The sequence below is a fragment of the Streptomyces abikoensis genome (genome assembly GCF_014648775.1).
Lineage (GTDB): Bacteria > Actinomycetota > Actinomycetes > Streptomycetales > Streptomycetaceae > Streptomyces > Streptomyces abikoensis.
Genome location: NZ_BMRT01000003.1, coordinates 88,310 through 102,727, shown reverse-complemented (window position 1 = coordinate 102,727; position 14,418 = coordinate 88,310). Strand labels below are relative to the sequence as shown.

The window sequence follows — 14,418 nt, the reverse complement described above, 5'->3', positions numbered from 1 at the left end:
TCCGCCGGTTCACGTCTTCTGATCCGTTGTCCCGCCCCCATGAGTGCCGCTTGTCCGTGCCGAGGTGCCTGGTGCTCGGTATCCGGCGCCGCGTATCCGTTTTCTTCCGGCCGCGGCGAAGAAACCCCCCGATGCCAGAGAACTCCGCTTCGGCCGCCGAGTCCAGGGGGTGACGGCGAGGCTTTGCCCCGCCGTCACGATGGCATGTGCCGGATGTACGGGCGGCGGCGCGAACGGCCGGGAAGGGACGGTCGCCGGCGGACGGATTCACACTCCGCCTGACGGGCCCCGTACCATTCGCAGCATGGCAAAGGCTCCCATTCTCACCCCCCAGGCGGAAGACTTCCCGCGCTGGTACCAGGACCTGATCAACAAGGCCGAGCTGGCCGACAACGGCCCGGTGCGCGGCACCATGGTCATCCGCCCGTACGGGTACGGGCTCTGGGAGCGCATGCAGCAGGAGATGGACGCCCGGATCAAGGACGCGGGCGCCTCCAACGCGTACTTCCCCCTCTTCATCCCGCAGTCCTACCTGACGCGGGAGGCGGAGCACGTCGAGGGCTTCGCCCCCGAGCTCGCGGTCGTCACCCACGGCGGCGGCAAGGAGCTGGAGGAGCCGGTCGTCGTCCGGCCCACCTCCGAGACGATCATCAACGAGTACTTCTCCAAGTGGGTGCAGAGCTACCGCGACCTGCCCCTGCTCATCAACCAGTGGGCCAATGTCGTCCGTTGGGAGATGCGTCCCCGCGTCTTTCTCCGCACGAGTGAATTCCTCTGGCAGGAGGGCCACACCGCCCACGCCACGTACGAGGACGCCCGCGACTACGCGGCCCGTATCCACCAGGACGTCTACTACGACTTCATGGTGAACGTCCTCGGCATCGACGTGGTGCTCGGCCGCAAGACGCCCAAGGAGCGTTTCGCGGGCGCCATCAACACCCTCACCCTCGAGGGCATGATGGGCGACGGCAAGGCCCTCCAGATGGGCACGAGCCACGAGCTCGGCCAGAACTTCGCCAAGGCCTTCAACACCTCCTACCTGTCCAAGGGCGGACAGCAGGAGCTGGTCTGGCAGACCTCGTGGGGCGTCTCCACCCGCATGGTCGGCGGCCTGATCATGTCCCACGGTGACGACAGCGGCCTGCGCGTGCCGCCGCGCCTGGCGCCCGTCCAGGCCGTGGTCCTGGCGATCAAGGGCGACGAGGCCGTCCTCGCCAAGGTCCGCGAGCTCGGCGACGTCCTCAAGGCGGCGGGCGTGCGGGTGCAGGTCGACGACCGCACCGACACCCCCTTCGGCCGGCGCGCCGTCGACTGGGAGCTCAAGGGCGTCCCGGTCCGCATCGAGATCGGCCCCCGCGACCTGGAGAACGGCACCGCGATGCTGGCCCGCCGCATCCCGGGCGGCAAGGAGCCGGTGCGCATCGAGGAGCTGGCCGCGCTGCTGCCGAAGGTCCTGGAGGAGGACCAGGAGACGCTGCTGCGCCAGTCGCGCGAGCGCCGCCTGTCCCGCACCACGGACGTGGCGACCATCGAGGAGGCCGCCGAGGCCGCCCTCGCCGGCGGCTGGGCCCGCATCCCGTGGGCGACGCTGGGCGCGGAGGGCGAGGCCAAGCTGGCCGAGCAGGCCGTGACCGTGCGCTGCCTGGTGATGCCCGACGGTTCGGTGCCGGAGACCGACGACGCCGAGGGCGCCCTCGCGATCGTCGCGCGCGCCTACTGATCCACCCGCCCCCGGGCGCGCGCACATACGGCGCGCGTCCGGGGGTTCGCGCTTGTACGGGCGCGGGAGGGGCGCCTACTGCTGCTTACTGATGAGTCAGTACGTCCCACCTTGCGAACAGCTGAGCGTCTCATCCCTCCTTCTCCGCAGTTCTGCGCACCCGCCCTCCTCAGGACGAATGGGGCGGGAAACTGACTGGTACGTGCAAATTATTTGGGATGGCCCGGTATCGGAACACCGGGCCGCACCCGCTCGTTGTCACGACGTGAGCACGACACCACCTGTTCTCGCCGCAGAGCTGGCACAGGCGTGGGCCGACATTCAGCGGTTCCACCCCGAGCTGCCGGATCTAGCCGCGCCCGAATCGTTGATCGGGGAGTCGTCGTCCGCCTGCGGCGCCGAGCTCTCCTTCGAAAGGCTGCTGCACGAGGCAGTGCACGGCATCGCGGCCGCCCGCGGTGTCCGGGACACCTCTCGTGCCGGCCGCTACCACAACCGGCGATTCCTGGCGATCGCCGAGGAGCTGGGGCTCGACCACAGTGATGAGCCGCATCCCAGCAGCGGCTTCTCGCTCGTCGTGCTCAACTCGGAGGCGCGCAAGCGCTACCGGCCCACGATCGAGAGACTCCAGCGGGCGCTCAAGGCGCACACCGTCGCCACCGCCGCCGACACCTCGCGCACCTTCCGGGGCCCGGCCGCGCGCCACGGCTCCTCCGGCGGCGGGGTGCGGGTGAAGGCCGTGTGCGACTGCGGGCGCAACGTGCGCGTCGTGCCGTCCGTGCTCGCCCAGGCGCCGATCATGTGCGGCGGCTGCGGCCAGCCCTTCCGGATCCCGGAGCCCGCCGTCCCGGTCGGCTGACCCCGGCCGTTCGGCGCCCCGCGATCGATATGGCACAATGGGTCGCTGTACTCGACAGTCGCATAGGACCCCTCTCTCCTCCGGCTGACGCGTCCATCGGGCACCCGAGTACCGCAAACCCCACGTGGCATCTCGTTGTGCCCAACCACGTCAAGACCAGGAGACACCACTCCAGTGGCAGTCAAGATCAAGCTGAAGCGTCTGGGCAAGATCCGTTCGCCTCACTACCGCATCGTCGTCGCCGACTCCCGCACCCGCCGTGACGGCCGTGCGATCGAGGAGATCGGCCTGTACCACCCGGTGCAGAACCCCTCCCGCATCGAGGTCGACAGCGAGCGCGCCCAGTACTGGCTGAGCGTCGGCGCCCAGCCGACCGAGCCCGTGCTGGCCATCCTCAAGGTCACCGGTGACTGGCAGAAGTTCAAGGGTCTGCCGGCCCCGGCCCCGATGCTGGTCGCCGAGGAGAAGAAGCGCGACTTCAGCGACCTCTTCGAGGCTCGTGTGAACGCCGCGGGCGAGGCGAAGGGTGAGGCCATCACCCCGAAGGCCAAGAAGTCGGAGAAGAAGGACGAGGCCGCCGAGGCCGAGTCCGCTGAGTCGACCGAGGCCTGAGGATGCTCGAGGAGGCCCTTGAGCACCTCGTGAAGGGCATCGTCGACAACCCCGACGACGTGCAGGTCGCCTCGCGCGAGCTGCGCCGGGGGCGCGTGCTGGAGGTCCGGGTCCACCCCGAGGACCTCGGCAAGGTGATCGGCCGCAACGGCCGCACCGCCCGCGCCCTGCGTACCGTCGTGGGCGCCATCGGCGGCCGTGGCATCCGTGTCGACCTCGTCGACGTGGACCAGGTCCGCTGAGAAGCGACAGAGCACCGGCACGGGCCGGGAAGGGTTTCCCTTCCCGGCCCGTTGTCGCGTTCGTAAGACCATGCGAGAAGGATTGAGACTGTGCAGCTGGTAGTCGGCAGGATCGGCCGTGCCCACGGCATCAAGGGCGAGGTCACCGTAGAGGTGCGTACGGACGAGCCCGAGCTGCGGCTCGGACCCGGCGCCGTACTGGCCACGGACCCCGCGGGCACCGGCCCGCTGACCGTCGAGACCGGCCGGGTGCACAGCGGCCGGCTGCTCCTGCGCTTCGCCGGCGTCACCGACCGCACCGCCGCCGAGGCCCTGCGCAACACCCTGCTGATCGCCGACGTCGACCCGGACGAGACTCCCGAGGACCCCGAGGAGTTCTACGACCACCAGCTGATGGACCTCGACGTCGTCACCGTCGACGGCACCGTCGTCGGCCGGATCGCCGAGATCTCCCACCTGCCCTCCCAGGACCTCTTCATCGTCGAGCGGCCCGACGGCAGCGAGGTGATGATCCCCTTCGTCTCCGAGATCGTCACCGAGATCGACCTGGAGGGGCAGCGCGCCGTCGTCGACCCGCCGCGCGGTCTCCTCGACATGGGCGAGGCCGAGGTCGCGAGCAGCCGCGACGCCGAGGAGGAGCAGGAGTAATGCGCCTCGACGTCGTCACGATCTTCCCCGAGTACCTCGAGCCGCTGAACGTCTCGCTCGTCGGCAAGGCCCGCGCCCGCGGCCAGCTGGACGTACGCATCCACGACCTGCGGGAGTGGACGCACGACAAGCACAACACCGTCGACGACACCCCCTACGGCGGCGGCCCCGGCATGGTGATGAAGCCCGAGCCGTGGGGCGAGGCGCTGGACGCGGTCATCGAGTCCGGCGCGGACGACGCGCGCCCCACGATCGTCGTCCCCACCCCCAGCGGTGAGCCCTTCACCCAGGAGATCGCCGTCGAGCTCGCCGAGAAGCCGTGGCTGGTCTTCACCCCCGCCCGCTACGAGGGCATCGACCGCCGCGTCATCGAGGAGTACGGCGACCACTACGACGTCCGCGAGCTCTCCATCGGCGACTACGTCCTGGCCGGCGGCGAGGCCCCCGTCCTCGTGATGGTCGAGGCCGTCGCCCGGCTGCTCCCCGGCGTCCTCGGCAACGCCGAGTCCCACCGCGACGACTCCTTCGCCCCCGGCGCCATGGCCGACCTCCTGGAAGGCCCCGTCTATACCAAGCCGCCGGAGTGGCGCGGCCGGGGCATCCCCGACGTCCTGCTCAGCGGCCACCACGGCAAGATCGCCCGCTGGCGCCGTGACGAGGCGTTCCGGCGCACCACCGCCAACCGGCCCGACCTCATCGAGCGCACCGACCCCGCCGCCTTCGACAAGAAGGACCGCGAGATGCTCTCGATCCTGGGCTGGGCCCCCGGCCCGGACGGCCGATTTGGGCGAGTGGACCCCCTCGTGGAAGAATGAGCCGTTGCCTTGCGTCCGGCGTGCGCCCCTGCCACAGGGGGACCGACGCCCGCCCGGTGTGCGGGGCACCCTTCACTTTTCCGAACGATTCCGCCGATGACCTGTGGCATCGGCGAGGAAGCAGACGAATATGTCTTCCCTGCTCGACGGCGTCAACGCCGCTTCGCTGCGCACCGACGTCCCGGCCTTCCGTCCCGGTGACACCGTGAACGTCCACGTTCGCGTCATCGAGGGCAACCGCTCCCGCATCCAGCAGTTCAAGGGTGTCGTCATCCGCCGCCAGGGCGCGGGCGTCTCCGAGACCTTCACCGTCCGCAAGGTCTCCTTCTCCGTCGGCGTCGAGCGCACCTTCCCGGTGCACAGCCCGATCTTCGAGAAGGTCGAGCTCGTCACCCGCGGTGACGTCCGTCGCGCCAAGCTGTACTACCTCCGTGAGCTCCGCGGCAAGGCCGCGAAGATCAAGGAGAAGCGCGACCGCTGAGCTCCTCGCCGGAGTCCGGAACGGGCCGGATAGGCTTTCGGCCCGATGGACACCGACGCACAGCTCGCATCGCTTCCGGAGCGCGACCGCTCTCCCGAACCCGCACAGGGGGAGGAGCAGGGGTCGCGCTCCGCGCGTTTTTCCGGGCTCTCCGCCGCTTGGCGATGGTGTACCGACGGCGGGCCGCTGCGGCGCGCCGGGGTGCTGCTCCTCGTCTGCCTGGTCTCGCTGCTGCTGGTCAGCGCCTATCTGGTGCAGCCGTTCCTGATCCCCAGCGGATCGATGGAGAAGACCCTCCAGGTCGGCGACCGGGTGCTCGTCAACAAGCTCGCCTACCGCTTCGGGGACGAGCCGCGCCGGGGCGATGTGATCGTCTTCGACGGCACCGACTCCTTCGTCCAGGACGACGGGCCCTCGGAGAACGCGGTGACCACGATCATCCGCAAGGGCGCGGCGGCCGTCGGGCTGATGCGGCCCTCCGAGACCGACTACGTCAAACGGGTCGTCGGCGTCGGCGGCGATCGCGTCCGCTGCTGCGACAAGTGGGGCCGGCTGGAGATCAACGGCCGTCCGGTGCTGGAGGAATACCTCTACCCGGGGGACGTTCCCTCCCAAGTGCCGTTCGATGTGGTGGTGCCGGAGGGCAAGCTATGGGTCATGGGTGACCATCGCAGCGACTCCCGTGACTCGCGGGACCATCTGGGCGAGCCGGGCGGCGGCATGGTTCCGGTGAACCGCGTCATCGGGCGCGCCGACTGGATCGGCTGGCCGCTGGGCCGGACGACCTCCCTCGGCCGGACCGGCGCCTTCGCGGACGTCCCCGACCCCGGCCCGGGACACGGGGGAGGCGGCCCGCATGGGTAGCAGGGGCCGCACCGGCGTCCGTACGGCCGCGCCGGCCGCCCGCCCGGCGACGGCGCCCGGCGACCGGCCGCCCCCGGGCACCGGGGGACGGGCGGAGCGGCGCAGGGCCGCGAAACGGACCGCCAGGAAGCAGCGGCGCCGGCGGCAGCGCTCGGTGCTCAAGGAAGTGCCCATCCTCATAGGCGTCGCGGTGCTCATCGCCCTGGTGCTGAAGACGTTCCTCGTCCAGGCCTTCGTGATCCCGTCCGGCTCGATGGAGGAGACCATCCGGATCGGCGACCGGGTGCTGGTCGACAAGCTGACGCCCTGGTTCGGGACCCGGCCGCAGCGCGGCGACGTGGTGGTCTTCAAGGACCCCGGCGGATGGCTCGGCGACGAGTGGAAGTCCCGCCACGACCCGGTGGGGATCAAACAGGGGAAGGAAGCGCTCACCTTCATCGGCCTGCTTCCCTCGGCCGACGAGCAGGACCTCATCAAGCGCGTGGTGGGCGTCGGCGGCGACAGGGTCAAGTGCTGCGACAAGGACGGCAAAATCACGGTCAACGGAACGCCGCTCGAAGAGCCCTACGTCCACCCGGGGAACCCTCCTTCCCAGATGACGTTCGACGTGAAGGTCCCGGCGGGCCGGCTCTTCGTCATGGGCGACCACCGCTCCGACTCGGCCGACTCGCGCTACCACCTGGACCAGCCGGGGCAGGGAACCGTCCCGGAGGACCTGGTGGTGGGGCGTGCGGTGCTGATCGCCTGGCCGCTGGACCACTGGCGGCGGCTGACCGAACCGGACACGTACGCTTCGGTGCGGGACGCGCCGCGCGCGGATGCGCGGGCGGGCGGTTCGCCGCATAGTCTGTCCCCCACGGATCATGAAGGATTGATCCTGCTCCCGACCCCTGCGGAACTCCCGCTCGTTATGGGAGTGATGGGCCTGCGTCGTACGTATCGCGGGCGGCAGCGTGGAGTGAGGAGTGGATGTGGGGGATGTGGCGGTCGGCGCGCGTTCCGGTCACGGAGAGCCCGAAAGGCGGCCCGGGCGGACGGATGAGCCGTCCGGGGAGCTGTCCGGGGAGCCGTCCGGCGGTGACACGCCGCGGGAGGCCAGGTCCCAGGCGGCCGGTCCCGGCCAGGACGCCACGACGGTGACGTCCTCGGAGACCCCCGCGTCCGAAGGCGGCGCGGGGCACGGCGGCAGCGGCGGCGAGGGCCGCGGGGCGCGCCGCGACGAGCCGAAGAAGCAACGATCCTTCTGGAAGGAGCTGCCGCTCCTCATCGGTATCGCGCTGGTGCTCGCGCTGCTCATCAAGACCTTCCTGGTGCAGGCGTTCTCGATTCCCTCCGAGTCGATGCAGAACACCCTCCAGCGCGGCGACCGGGTGCTGGTGGACAAGCTCACGCCGTGGTTCGGCTCCAAACCCGAGCGCGGCGAGGTCGTCGTCTTCCACGATCCGGGCGGCTGGCTGGGCGAGAGCCCGGCCGCCGACAACGGACCGGTGGCGAGCGGGCTCCAGAAGGTGCTCAGCTTCATCGGCCTGATGCCCTCGGCCGAGGAGAAGGACCTGATCAAGCGGGTCATCGCGGTCGGCGGCGACACCGTCGAGTGCAAGGGCAACAACGAGCCGGTGACGGTCAACGGCAAGGCGCTCGACGAGCCGTACATCTTCCCCGGGAACACGCCCTGCGGCGACAAGCCCTTCGGCCCGATCAAGGTGCCCCAGGGCCGGATCTGGGTGATGGGCGACCACCGCCAGGACTCCCTCGACTCCCGCTACCACCAGGAGCTCGACAGGTTCCAGGGCACGGTCTCGGAGGACGAGGTCGTGGGCCGCGCGATCGTCGTGGCCTGGCCGGTGAACCGGTGGTCCACGCTGCCGGTCCCCGGCACGTTCGACCAGCCGGGGCTGAGCGCCGCGGCCGCCGTCGCGCCGCCGGCGTTCGGGCTCGCGGGCGCGGTGCCGCTGGTGCTGTGGCGCCGCCGCCGGAACCTGCGCAAGGCCGAGGGGTCCAAGCGGTCCGTCGTGGTGGTCCCCGCCGCGAAGGGGTGAGGCGTCGCCCCCCGAACCGGCTGACATCGGCCCTCGCCAGGGGCTGACCGGAGCCCATACCCCCGGGTAGGGTGCGGTTCCGTCGGACCGGCGGACGGGGGATGGGACGCGATGAGCGCAGTGGAACGTGGCGTCGACGGCCACGGCCGCACGGGCAGGGTGCTGTCCGGGCTGGCCGTGGCCGTCGGCTGTCTGCTCTTCCTCGGCGGCTTCGGCTGGGCCGCCCTGGTGTACCGGCCGTACACCGTCCCCACGGACTCGATGGCGCCCACGATCGGGCGCGGCGACCGGATCCTCGCCCAGCGGATCGACGGCGGCGAGGTGCGGCGCGGGGACGTCGTCGTCTTCGAGGACGAGGTCTGGGCCAACGTCCCGATGGTCAAACGGGTCGTCGGCGTCGGCGGCGACCACATCGAGTGCTGTGACAAACAGGGCCGCCTGATGATCAACGGCAAGCCCGTGGAGGAGCCCTATCTGGAGGGCTCCGGCCCGGCTTCGCCCACCGGTTTCTCGGCCACCGTCCCCGAGGGCCGGCTGTTCCTCCTGGGCGACCACCGCTCCGACTCGCTGGACTCCCGCAGCCATATGACCGACGCGGGCCAGGGCACGGTGCCGCGGGAGGCCGTCCGGGCCCGGGTGGACGCCACGGCCTGGCCGGTGTCCGGCTGGGGCATGATCGAGCGCCCCGGCGCCTTCGCCGCCCTGCCCGGCGGCACCTCCCGGCCGGGGCCGCTGCCGCTGATCACGACGTGCGTGGTGGTGGGCGCGGTGCTCATCCTGGGAGGTGCGGCGGTCGGCGCGCTCGCACAGCGGGCGGCACGCGGCGGGAAGGCGGCGGTGGCGACCCATGGGTGAGACGGGCGGTGGCCCGGAGGCGGACGGTGCTGTGGGCGACGGCCCGCGCCGGGCCGCCCGTGTCGTCCTGCTGGACCCGGACGACCGGATCCTGCTGCTCCACGGCTACGAACCGGACGACCCCGCCACCACCTGGTGGTTCACCCCCGGCGGTGGACTGGAGGGCGACGAGGGCTGGGAGGAGGCCGCGCGCCGTGAGCTGGCCGAGGAGACGGGGATCACCGAGATCGAACTCGGCCCGGTGCTCTGGACGCGCAGGTGCTCGTTCCCCTTCGCCGGCCGCCGCTGGGAACAGGACGAGCGCTACTACCTGGCCCGTACCGCGCAGCGGCCCACCTGGTCCGGCGGCGGGACGGAGCTGGAGCGGCGCAGCCTGTCGGGGCTGCGCTGGTGGACCTGCGAAGAACTGCTCGCGACGCATGAGACGGTGTACCCGACCAGACTCGCCGGGCTGCTGCGGGCGCTGCTCGACGAGGGACCCCCGAGTACGCCGGTGCTCCTGGAGACCGAGCGCGCCTGACGCACAATGGGGGGACGCACGGCTGAAGGGGAACATGCCATGAGCGCCGAGGACCTCGAGAAGTACGAGACCGAGATGGAGCTGAAGCTCTACCGGGAGTACCGCGACGTCGTCGGGCTGTTCAAATACGTGATCGAGACCGAGCGCCGCTTCTACCTGACGAACGACTACGAGATGCAGGTGCACTCGGTGCAGGGCGAGGTCTTCTTCGAGGTCTCGATGGCGGACGCGTGGGTGTGGGACATGTACCGGCCGGCGCGCTTCGTGAAGCAGGTGCGGGTGCTCACGTTCAAGGACGTGAACATCGAGGAGCTCAACAAGACGGATCTGGACCTGCCGGGGACGTGACCTGGGCGTTTGGGGGTCCTCTGGGGTGCCTTCCCCTGATCGGGTGACGGGGTTTTCCACAATCGCGGGGTTATCCACCAAGATCCAAGACTTGGGGGCTCGGGCGGCATAGTCGGCACCGGAGGTGGTGCTGATGAACGCCCGAGGGGGGCTCGGCAGGTACGGGGAGGATCTGGCGGCGCGCCGGCTGACCGAGGCCGGGATGACGGTGCTGGATCGCAACTGGCGGTGTCGCGCCGGTGAGCTGGACATCGTGGCGCTGGACGGCGACGTGCTGGTGGTCTGCGAGGTGAAGGCCCGCCGCGTGGGCCGGTTCGAACACCCGATGGCCGCCGTCACGGCCACCAAGGCCGGGCGGCTGCGCGAGCTCGCCGAGCGATGGCTGGCCGGGCACGGCGGAGCCCCGCCGGGCGGGGTGCGCATCGATCTCGTGGGCGTGGTCGTCCCGGACCGGGGCGCGCCGCTCGTCGAGCACGCCAAGGGGGTGGCGTGATGGGCTTCGCGCGGACGTGCTCGGTCGCCCTGGCCGGGGTGGACGGCGTGGTGGTCGAGGTCCAGGCCGACCTGGAGCCGGGAGTGGCCGCCTTCACCCTCGTCGGCCTGCCGGACAAATCCCTCAGCGAGAGCCGCGACAGGGTCAGGGCCGCCGTGGTGAACTCGGGCGCGGACTGGCCGCAGAAGAAGCTCACCGTCGGGCTCAGCCCGGCCTCCGTGCCCAAGGGCGGCAGCGGTTTCGATCTCGCCGTCGCGTGTGCGGTACTGGGCGCGGCCGAGCGGATCGATCCCCGGGCGATCGCCGACCTCATGATGATCGGCGAGCTGGGCCTCGACGGCCGGGTCCGCCCCGTGCGGGGCATCCTCCCCGCCGTCCTGGCCGCCGCCGACGCCGGATACCGGCAGGTCGTCGTCCCCGAACGGACGGCGACCGAGGCCGCCCTGGTGCCCGGAGTGGCAGTGCTGGGCGTCCGCAGCCTGCGCCAGCTGATCGCGGTGCTGGCCGACGAGCCCGTCCCCGAGGAGGACGAGGAGCCGCCGGGGGAGGGCCGGCCCGACCCCATGCTCGCGGGGCTGGTCGTACCGGGCGCCGGCGGCGCGCTCGGGGCGCGGCCCGGCGAGCGTCCGCCCGACCTCGCCGAGGTCGCGGGGCAGGCCAGGGCCCGCCGGGCGCTGGAGGTGGCCGCCGCCGGGCGGCACCATCTCCTCTTCGTGGGCAGCCCGGGCGCCGGCAAGACCATGCTGGCCGAACGCCTGCCCGGGCTGCTCCCGCCCCTCACCCCGCAGGAGTCGCTCGAAGTCACGGCGGTCCACTCCGTCGCCGGGACCCTGCCTGCCGGACAGCCCCTGATCGACCGGGCCCCCTACTGCGCGCCCCACCACTCGGCGTCCATGCCCGCGCTGATCGGCGGCGGTTCGGGACTGCCCCGGCCGGGAGCCGTCTCCCTCGCACACAACGGCGTACTTTTTCTCGACGAATCCCCTGAATTCTCGGGCAGGGTGCTCGACGCCCTGCGGCAGCCACTCGAGTCCGGACACGTCGTCGTCGCCCGCACCGGCGGAGTGATGCGTCTCCCCGCCGCCTTCCTGCTCGTCCTCGCGGCCAACCCCTGCCCCTGCGGCCGGCGTGGCATGACCGGCGACGGCTGCGACTGCCCGCCCCGGGCGGTCAAACGCTATCTGGGGCGGCTGTCCGGGCCGCTGATGGACCGGGTGGATCTCAGAGTGGCCGTCGAGCCCGTGGCCCGCTCGGAGCTCACCGGCCCCCCGGCGGAGTCCACGGCCGACGTCGCCGCGCGCGTCCGCCTCGCCCGCGAACGGGCCGCCGCCCGGTACACCGGCACACCCTGGCGCACCAACAGTGAAGTGCCGGGCCATGAGCTGCGCACCCGCTGGTGTGTGCCCCCGGGCGCCCTCGCCGAGGCCGAACGGGACATGGAGCGCGGCCTGCTGACGGCGCGAGGGCTGGACCGGGTCCTCCGGGTCGCCTGGACGATCGCGGACCTCGCCGGCCACGCCCGGCCGGACGTCGGGGACGTGGCCCAGGCGCTGGAGCTGCGCACGGGCGTGCGGCGCGGCGCGGTGACCGCCGGGGGCTGGGCATGAGCGGGCCCGGGCCGGGGGAGCGGCTGGCACGGGCCGCGCTCACCGGCCTGACGGAACCGGGGGACGAACTCGTGGGCCGCTGGCTCAGGGAGCTGGGCCCCGAGACCCTGGTGCACGGCCTGACCGGCAAGGGGCCGCCACCGAAGGGAGTCCGCCCGGACCGGCTGGAAGGCTGCCGAGCCCGCGCCGCGCACCGCGACCCGGCCCGCGACCTGGCCACCGCCGAACGGATGGGCGGACGCTTCATCTGCCCGGGGGATGCCGAATGGCCCGGACAGCTCGACGATCTGGGCGACGCCCGCCCCATCGGCCTCTGGGTCCACGGCAGTCCGAACGTACGACTGTGGGCGCTGCGGTCGGTCGCCGTCGTCGGGGCCCGCGCCTGCACCGACTACGGCTCCTATGTGGCGGCGATCCTCGGCTCGGGGCTCGCGGAGCGCGGCTGGGTGGTCGTCTCCGGGGCCGCCTTCGGCGTCGACGGGGCCGCCCACAGGGGCGCGCTGGCCGCCGGCGGGGCCACCATGGCGGTGCTGGCCTCGGGGATCGACGTGCCCTACCCGCGCGGACACGCCGAGTTGCTCGACCGGATCGCGGAACAGGGTCTCGTCCTGGCCGAGTTACCACCCGGCGGACACCCCACGCGCAGCCGCTTCGTCCTGCGCAACCGCGTGATCGCCGCGCTCACCCGGGGAACCGTGGTGGTGGAGGCCGAATACCGCAGCGGCTCGCTGGTCACCGCGCGCCGCGCGCGGGAACTGGGGCGGCACACCATGGGGGTGCCCGGGCCGGTGACGTCGGGGCTCTCCGCCGGGGTCCACGAACTCCTGCGCGAAGGAGCCTGTCTGGTGACCGACGCCGACGAGATCACTGAGCTGATCGGCGACATGGGCGAGCTGGCCCCCGAGCGCAGGGGCCCCGTCCTGGCCAGGGATCTGCTGCCCGAAGCGGCCGCCAGAACACTGGAAGCCGTCCCCGGCAAAGGCGGCGCCGAGCTCGCGCTCATCGCCCGTAACGCCGGGATGGGCCGGGACCGGACGCTCGGCAGCCTGTACGAACTCCAGGCGCTGGGGTTCGTGGAACGACTGGGCGATCAGTGGCAATTGGCTGACGCGACGTCAACGTCCGGGACCCCCAAGCCCCTCGGACGGCGCCCCGGTGTGCGGCGAGGCGGTGCTTGACCTGGGGTGATCGGGTGAAAGGGTTAAGGGGTGGGCCGAGCCGGCCGATACGGCGGGCTCTGCGCGGCCCCGGGCGTCCCGACGGCCGCCGCCGCGGAACGCGGACCTGCGGAGGACATCCGCGCCCCTCCGTGAAGACCGAAGGGGCCTCATCGCTCACCGCAGCGCCACGGTCACGCTACGCTCACGGAATCCATCCATTCGTACCACCCGGTCCAAGTCACAGCAGAACGGCTCAAAACGACGAATGCCCCAGCACACCTCCGGGTCCGACCGCGCGGCGGCACCGCCCGCAGCGCGCGGCGCCGTGCGCCCTCCCGCACCCTCGACGCTCGACGAGCTGTGGCGGTCGTACAAGGCCTCGGGCGACGAACGGCTGCGGGAGCAACTGATCCTCCACTACTCGCCCCTGGTGAAGTACGTGGCGGGCCGCGTCAGCGTCGGGCTGCCGCCCAACGTCGAGCAGGCCGACTTCGTCTCCTCCGGGATCTTCGGCCTGATCGACGCCATCGAGAAGTTCGACCCCACCCGCTCCATCAAGTTCGAGACCTACGCCATCACCCGCATCCGGGGCGCCATGATCGACGAACTGCGGGCCCTGGACTGGATCCCCCGTTCGGTCCGGCAGAAGGCCCGTGCCGTCGAGCGCGCCTACGCCACCCTCGAAGCCGCCCTGCGCCGCACCCCCTCCGAAGCGGAGGTCGCGGCCGAGATGGACATCTCCCTGGAGGAACTCCACTCCGTCTTCAGTCAGTTGTCGCTGGCCAACGTCGTGGCCCTGGAAGAGCTGCTGCACGTCGGCGGCGAGGGCGGCGACCGGCTCAGCCTGATGGACACCCTGGAGGACACCGCCGCCGACGACCCCGTCGAGGTGGCCGAGGACCACGAACTGCGCCGGCTGCTGGCCCGGGCCATCAACACCCTCCCCGAGCGGGAGAAGACCGTGGTCACCCTCTACTACTACGAGGGCCTCACCCTCGCCGAGATCGGCCACGTGCTCGGGGTCACGGAGAGCAGGGTCAGCCAGATCCACACCAAGTCCGTCCTCCAGTTGCGGGCCAAGCTGGCGGACGTCGGACGCTGAATCGTCCCTCCAGCGTCGTCCCCGACGCGGTGTGTCCGTAAAGTGGGACCGTG

At 71.6% G+C, this 14,418-nt stretch carries 17 protein-coding genes; all 17 read left to right on the top strand.

What is annotated here, in order from left to right; translation table 11 throughout:
• Positions 1-304: 304 nt before the first annotated feature.
• A complete protein-coding gene (gene proS / locus IE096_RS10775) occupies positions 305-1,720 on the top strand; it encodes a proline--tRNA ligase (RefSeq protein WP_189451113.1) in 1,416 nt (471 codons plus the stop codon).
• 265 nt (positions 1,721-1,985) lie between these two features.
• Positions 1,986-2,579: a hypothetical protein gene (locus IE096_RS10770; protein WP_189451111.1), complete on the top strand. Its 594-nt coding sequence runs from the start codon at positions 1,986-1,988 to the stop codon at positions 2,577-2,579.
• A gap of 174 nt (positions 2,580-2,753) precedes the next feature.
• Positions 2,754-3,191 carry a 30S ribosomal protein S16 gene (gene rpsP, locus IE096_RS10765; RefSeq protein WP_126916296.1) on the top strand — a complete coding sequence of 146 codons (438 nt, stop codon included), beginning with the start codon at positions 2,754-2,756 and terminating at the stop codon, positions 3,189-3,191.
• Positions 3,192-3,193: 2 nt separating this feature from the next.
• Complete coding sequence (locus IE096_RS10760) at positions 3,194-3,433, top strand: RNA-binding protein (protein WP_189451110.1); 240 nt, start codon at positions 3,194-3,196, stop codon at positions 3,431-3,433.
• Between the two features lie 90 nt (positions 3,434-3,523).
• Entirely contained in the window at positions 3,524-4,081 is a 558-nt protein-coding gene (rimM, locus tag IE096_RS10755) for a ribosome maturation factor RimM (protein ID WP_189451109.1), read from the top strand.
• Positions 4,081-4,896 (top strand): tRNA (guanosine(37)-N1)-methyltransferase TrmD, encoded by an 816-nt coding sequence (gene trmD / locus IE096_RS10750; protein WP_189451108.1) that lies wholly within the window; start codon positions 4,081-4,083, stop codon positions 4,894-4,896. The genes rimM and trmD overlap by 1 nt, the downstream gene beginning before the upstream one ends.
• Before the next feature lie 130 nt (positions 4,897-5,026).
• Positions 5,027-5,377 (top strand): 50S ribosomal protein L19, encoded by a 351-nt coding sequence (gene rplS / locus IE096_RS10745; protein WP_189451107.1) that lies wholly within the window; start codon positions 5,027-5,029, stop codon positions 5,375-5,377.
• Positions 5,378-5,422: 45 nt separating this feature from the next.
• Positions 5,423-6,241, top strand: a complete 819-nt coding sequence (lepB, locus tag IE096_RS10740) for a signal peptidase I (protein ID WP_189451106.1) — start codon at positions 5,423-5,425, stop codon at positions 6,239-6,241.
• Positions 6,234-7,283 (top strand): signal peptidase I, encoded by a 1,050-nt coding sequence (lepB, locus tag IE096_RS10735; protein WP_189451104.1) that lies wholly within the window; start codon positions 6,234-6,236, stop codon positions 7,281-7,283. The genes lepB (IE096_RS10740) and lepB (IE096_RS10735) overlap by 8 nt, the downstream gene beginning before the upstream one ends.
• The gene (lepB, locus tag IE096_RS10730; protein ID WP_189451753.1) at positions 7,222-8,280 is read left to right on the top strand and encodes a signal peptidase I; all 1,059 of its coding nucleotides are present in this window, start codon (positions 7,222-7,224) and stop codon (positions 8,278-8,280) included. The genes lepB (IE096_RS10735) and lepB (IE096_RS10730) overlap by 62 nt, the downstream gene beginning before the upstream one ends.
• A 111-nt stretch (positions 8,281-8,391) precedes the next feature.
• Positions 8,392-9,135, top strand: coding sequence for a signal peptidase I (lepB, locus tag IE096_RS10725; RefSeq protein WP_189451101.1), 744 nt, complete (start codon positions 8,392-8,394; stop codon positions 9,133-9,135).
• Positions 9,128-9,655: an NUDIX hydrolase gene (locus IE096_RS10720; RefSeq protein WP_189451099.1), complete on the top strand. Its 528-nt coding sequence runs from the start codon at positions 9,128-9,130 to the stop codon at positions 9,653-9,655. Before lepB (IE096_RS10725) ends, IE096_RS10720 begins: the two co-directional genes overlap by 8 nt.
• A 39-nt stretch (positions 9,656-9,694) precedes the next feature.
• Positions 9,695-10,003: a DUF2469 domain-containing protein gene (locus IE096_RS10715; protein WP_126916304.1), complete on the top strand. Its 309-nt coding sequence runs from the start codon at positions 9,695-9,697 to the stop codon at positions 10,001-10,003.
• Positions 10,004-10,136: 133 nt separating this feature from the next.
• On the top strand, positions 10,137-10,496 hold the full coding sequence (locus IE096_RS10710; RefSeq protein ID WP_189451097.1) for a YraN family protein: 360 nt from the start codon (positions 10,137-10,139) through the stop codon (positions 10,494-10,496).
• Positions 10,496-12,103: a YifB family Mg chelatase-like AAA ATPase gene (locus IE096_RS10705; RefSeq protein ID WP_189451752.1), complete on the top strand. Its 1,608-nt coding sequence runs from the start codon at positions 10,496-10,498 to the stop codon at positions 12,101-12,103. The genes IE096_RS10710 and IE096_RS10705 overlap by 1 nt, the downstream gene beginning before the upstream one ends.
• Positions 12,100-13,281 (top strand): DNA-processing protein DprA, encoded by a 1,182-nt coding sequence (dprA, locus tag IE096_RS10700; protein WP_189451095.1) that lies wholly within the window; start codon positions 12,100-12,102, stop codon positions 13,279-13,281. Before IE096_RS10705 ends, dprA begins: the two co-directional genes overlap by 4 nt.
• A gap of 247 nt (positions 13,282-13,528) precedes the next feature.
• Positions 13,529-14,365 (top strand): RNA polymerase sigma factor WhiG, encoded by an 837-nt coding sequence (gene whiG, locus IE096_RS10695; RefSeq protein ID WP_126916307.1) that lies wholly within the window; start codon positions 13,529-13,531, stop codon positions 14,363-14,365.
• Positions 14,366-14,418: the final 53 nt, after the last annotated feature.